The following is a 5,863-nucleotide window of genomic DNA, read 5'->3' on the forward strand; positions in this document are numbered from 1 at the left end:
CATAGGGGGGGAGGGAGATGATCTGTTATTTGGCGATCGCGGTAATGATATTCTCTATACAGGTAGTGGTTTTAACAGCTTAACCGGGGGCGCGGGGTCAGATTTATTTGTAATTGGTGTAGGGTTCAATGGCGGTCAGACTGATGTAATTACAGACTTTAGACCCGGGTTTGACCTAATTGGTTTGGCTAATGGTCTGGAATTTGCGGATCTAGAAATTGCACAGCAGGGGAATGATACCCTAATTCGCGATCGCCAAACCAGAGAGAGATTAGTGCTACTAGAAGCCACAGACAGCACCATTCTCAACAGTGGCAACTTTACCAAATCCATCACCAGCATTACCTCAGTCTTGGAATTTTGGGAAGATAGCGTCAACGCTGACGAAAATCAGTCATTATTGCAAATCCCCATCACCAGAACCGGATCTCCTCTTGATAGAGTAGGAGCAACTCTAGTAGTAGCTGGTGATAGCACCGCTGACGTGATTGCAGAAATTCCCGTAATTTTTGAACCCTTTGAAACCTTCAAAGAATTCACCGTTTCTATAGTCGATAACGATATCCCTGACGGAGGGAGACCAGTTACCTTAACCCTAGCCGATCCCTCTGGAGGAGCCAGTATTGGCCAAAGGAATGAGTTTATCATTAACATCCAAGATGATGAACCCGCACCAGTACCGCCTCCGCCCCCAGGACTTACCCCTACACCTATTCCAGAGTTACCGGTGCTAAATCTTCCATCAACTTCTCAGGTGAGCCTCACTATTGAACCGGAAGCCGTGGAAGAAGATAGTGGCAACAGTTTAGTTTATACATTAACCCGCACCCCAGATTCTGTGGGAGTGCCTTTGGCGGTAGATTTTTCCGTAGGTGGGACGGCTATTTTAGGGGAAGACTACACAGTTAGCGGTGCTGCTAGATTTGATGGCGATCGCGGAACCGCAATATTTGACCAAAACGCTACTACCACCCAATTCTCGGCTACCCCCATTGCTAATGATATTTTTCAGGTAAACAGAACCATAGAAGTGGTTTTAGACGAATCAGGATTTTTGTATATCGCCGAAATCGGAGTGAATACAGCCACTGGCACTATTATAGATGATGACCCACCCCCCAGTCCCCCTTTATATGACTTCAGCGACAGTCGTTTTATAGGTGTTGAGGGGGATGATCCTAATAATCCTGAATTTGTGGAAGTCACCATTGAGCGTTCTTTCGCCACCGAGGCACCCTCACGAGTCGATGTGGCAATTACACCCATTACTGCTGAACCTGGTCGAGATTTTGTCGCCACTCCCGATCCCACCCCAGTCATGTTCGACGCGGGACAAACCAGCGCCACCGTTCAAATTGAACTAATTCCCAATACCGAACCAGACCCCACCAGAACCGCCAATTTATCCTTTACCAACTTCTTTATTGAGAGTACAGCCGGGGAAATTGAGGGGGGACAACCAGGCCGGCTGAACCCCGAGGCTACCCTAGTGATTTTGGATGATGACGGACCATTTAGCTATCAGTTCAGTCAGAGTTTGTTCACCACCCTGGAGGGTTCCGATACCAACGTCACAGAAGTTGTGACTATTGAAAGAATTGGCAGAATTAGGGAAGCATCTTCAGTCACCGTTGAGTTAGCCGGTATTACTGCTGTTCCGGGAACAGATTTTGAGCAAGAGGAGATAACTATTAATTTCCGACCTGATCAGATTTCCCAAACTGTTCCCATCACCATTTTTGGTAATTTGGTGACTCAACCTAATCGAAATCTGGAGTTAAGTTTGGTTCCAGTAGAAGGGGAACTCGTCGGCGAGGAGAACCCTACGGCTGAATTAATTATTATCGATGATGATAATATTCCCACCTATGATTTCAGTCGCAGTATTTTTGAGGTCTCAGAAGATGATGGCGTAACTGAGGCTGTGGTGGTGGTGCGTGGTGGTAATACCAGCAATGCATCATCTGTAACTGTGGTTCTTGAACCGGGTCCAGAAAATCCAGCTACGCCGGGAGTTGATCTTGTTGAGACTGAGGTGCGCCTGGAGTTTGCGCCGGGTCAAGAAGTCGCTAGGGTTCCCCTGGAAATTGTTGATGACGAAATAGCTGAACCTACCGAGTCGATTATCTTATCTTTTGAGGATTTTGAACCGAGGGGACGCGCGGGTGTAACTCATCCTACAGCGACTTTATTGATTCTCGATAATGATTCGCCCCCAACTTATGATTTTGGTCAGTCTGAATATCAGGTGGAAGAGGGGGATGAGCGAAATACCACCATGGTGGTGGAATTGTTGCGGTCCGGGGATATAAGTTCTCCCTCTTCTGTGGATGTGGTTTTAACTGGAATTACAGCCACTGAAGGAGATGACTTTGTTGGTAGTGTGATACCAATTCAGTTTGCTGAGGGAGAAACACAAGCCCGGGTTCCTATTGAAATTCTGGGTAATACCCTGGTGCAGCCTGACCGAACACTGCAACTAGACTTAGATGATAATTTTGTGGCGATTGTGGACGGAGAGGAGCAAATCCTAGGTCAGGCTGGCACTATCAATCCTAGTACGGTTTTGACGATTCTCGATGATGATATCGCCACAGTTTCCCTACAGGTGCTTACTCCCGATGCTGTGCAGTCTAGTCTGGATTGGGAACAAGACCCTCCGGCTATCACTCTCTCTAGTAATGCAGTCTTGAGGATTAGTCGTGAACCTGATAATTTTGGGGATCTTGAGATATCTTTGGATCTCGAGGGAAATCGGATTTCTTTGGAAGATTATCAGCTCGAAATTGATGGCGAGGTGATTCTCACAGATGGGGAAACGGTACAGGTGACGATTCCTGATGGTGAAAGTAGAATTGAACTGGAGTTGGTGCCGCTTGATGATGACCACGCGGAGGCTGATGAGTCTTTGACTTTCCGCTTGGCAGAATCTGATTTTTATATTGTTGACCCTAATGATAATCAGGGGACGTTAACGATTCTAGCTAATGGTACCGGGGTAAGGCGGTTAACTGATAGCCTTGAGACCACGGAAGAAGCCTATTTTGACAGTATTGAAGGGTCTTTGCGCCAGGCGGTTATCAATGCTGTGAATTTGGGTGGCACACAAAGAATTACTTTTCTTGATGAGGCAGAATCGGGAACAATTAACCTGGTGGGTGCATTACCAACTCTCAATGGAGATATTTATTTTCAGGGTCCGGGAGCCAATAATTTGACGATTCAGCGTGATCCGGACTTGACTGATGAGTTTCGCCTATTTAGGGTCAATACGGGGACGATTACTTTTGATGGGTTAAGGTTGGCTAATGGTTTGGCACCTGGAACTGACCTAGACGTTTCTGTCAGCACTACTTCTGGTAGTCGCGGCGGTGCGATCACTATTGTCTCTACTGATGCGAATGTTACTATTATCCGCAGTCTGATTGAAGGCAATGCGGCTAATAATGGAGGGGCGATCGCTAATTCGGGAATTCTGAATGTTATCGATTCCACTATTGCTAATAATCAGGCTGTTAATGGTGGTGGCATCATTATTATTGATGGAGAGGTTAATGTTACCAACAGCACTATTGCTAATAACTCGGCTCAAATCGGCGGCGGGATTTTTAACTCTGTTGCTGATCTGACTTTGACCAACAGTACCATTGTTGATAATACGGCGATCGCCAGTGGTGGCGGTGTCCGCAACATTGGCGGTAGTGCTAGTCTCCAAAATACTCTGATTACTAATAATACCGCTCCTTTCGGTCCTGATGCGGCGGCTGCTCCGGAATTTGCCTTTAACAGTGGTGGGGGTAATTTGATTGGAGATGGCACTAATGCCTCTGGCTTAACTGATGGCGTAAATGGCGATATAATCGGCACCGCAGATGACCCAGTGGATGCTCTCATCTCTCCCCTGGCTGATCATGGGGGACCCATCCCAACTATTGCTCTTTTGGAAAATTCACCAGCAATTAATGCCGGAAATAATACCTTTGCTGATGGTTTTGTTAATCCCGGAGAGTTCGACAGCCGGGGCCCCGGATTCCCTCGCATTGTCAACGATACCATTGATATCGGGGCTTTTGAGTCGGAATTTTAACTAGAAAAACTGGGGATATAGGGATAGTCCGTCATGGATAAATGATTCCCTATTCCCCTCACTCTTATCTGTGGTGAATTACCAGATTTACTATTGACATCTGAGCAGACTTGACCTACAATATTATCATGGGAAAATGTGGGCGCATATATAATGAAAAATTGAACGTCACAGATTCCCCGGATGATTAATAAACAATTGTAGGGGCGAACAATTGTCGCCCCTACTGCTGGGAAAGGCTGGTGGAGAGGGCAATTAGGTCAACTATTGCACAGTGCCACTACTGGCGGCTGCCTTGGCGGCGGCGGCTTCGTCGGGGTGAATTTTCAGGCGGGTTAAGTTAATGCGGCCTTTGGGGTCAATTTCGCGGACTTTGACGATGACCTCATCTCCTACTGCTACCTCATCCTCAACTTTGGGGACTCGGTATTCTGCTAATTGGGAAATGTGAATCATGCCTTCTTTTCCAGGTAGAACTTCCACAAAGGCACCAATAGGAATAATCCTGGTAACTTTCCCTACATAGACATCTCCGGCGTTTAGCTTGCGGGTCATACCCTGAACAATTTGGTAAGCGCGGGCGGCGTTTTCGCTGTCTGTAGAGGCAATGGTAACAGTGCCATCATCGTCGATGTCAATTTTAACGCCAGTTTCTTCGGTAATTCCTTTAATGGTTTTACCTCCCGGACCAATGACCAAACCAATTAAGTCTGGATCAATTTTGAGTGTGAGTAGGCGAGGTGCGAAGGGAGACAGGTCAGGACGAGGTGATGGTAGGACTTCCAACATTTTCTCGAGGATATGTAGCCGTGCGGGTTTAGCTTTGGCGATCGCATCTGCGACTACATCTAAGGACAAGCCGGTAATCTTCATGTCCATTTGTAGGGCGGTGATACCGCTATCGGTACCTGCGACTTTAAAATCCATATCTCCCAAAAAGTCTTCAATCCCTTGGATATCGGTGAGGATACGAACTTCCGACCCTTCTTTAATCAAACCCATCGCCGCCCCACTCACCGGCTTGGTAATGGGAACCCCAGCATCCATCAAAGCCAGAGTCGAACCACAAACGGACCCCATAGAAGTAGACCCATTAGAGGATAGCACCTCAGAGACAATGCGAATCACATAGGGGAATTGCTCTTTTGATGGTAGCACGGGCAATAAAGCCCTTTCCGCCAAAGCACCGTGACCAATTTCTCTACGTCCTGGCGATCGCATAGGTCTTGTTTCCCCCACAGAATAGGGAGGGAAATTGTAGTGGTGCATATAGCGTTTTTCATCTTGAGGGTGCAGGTCATCAAGATCTTGAGCATCTCCAGGAGTCCCCAGAGTAGCAATAGAGAGGACCTGAGTTAGACCCCGATTAAATAAACCACTACCATGGACTCGTTTTGGTAATAATCCCACCCGACAGGACACCGGACGCACCTGGTCTAAATTGCGACCATCAACCCGCACTCCGTCCGTGAGGATTTGCTGGCGCATGAGTTTTTTAGTGATGTCTTTAAAGATCATCCCCACCGCTTTAGGATTTTCGATATTGAACAAGCTGATGGGGTCATCTTCTGGCATTGATGCGATCGCACTGACAATCTGCTCTTCTTTAATCACATCAAGAGCAGCATCTCGTTCATCTTTGTTCAACTCAAATTGACCAAGAACCTTTTTAACTGGTTCTGTAACCCGTTCTTGGATAAATTCTATCAAAGTCCGATCTTCTGGTAGCGGTTCTTCAACGGGGTTATCAATGTTCAATTCCTGCATAATTTCAGT

2 protein-coding genes are annotated in these 5,863 nt (G+C 46.9%); one reads left to right on the forward strand and one right to left on the reverse strand.

Translation table 11 applies throughout. The features are described 5' to 3' along the window. Positions 1 to 4,087: Calx-beta domain-containing protein (locus B9T16_RS24745; protein WP_410246018.1), on the forward strand; the 4,087-nt coding region annotated here is incomplete at its 5' end. Positions 4,088 to 4,351: 264 nt separating this feature from the next. On the opposite strand, the gene B9T16_RS24750 is transcribed toward B9T16_RS24745, so the two are convergent. Then, the coding region (locus tag B9T16_RS24750) for a polyribonucleotide nucleotidyltransferase (protein WP_410246019.1) at positions 4,352 to 5,863 on the reverse strand (1,512 nt) is incomplete at its 5' end.

Origin of the sequence: Arthrospira sp. PCC 8006 (assembly GCF_046480465.1) — a bacterium.
In the GTDB taxonomy this organism is placed as follows: Bacteria; Cyanobacteriota; Cyanobacteriia; order Cyanobacteriales; family Microcoleaceae; genus Limnospira; species Limnospira platensis.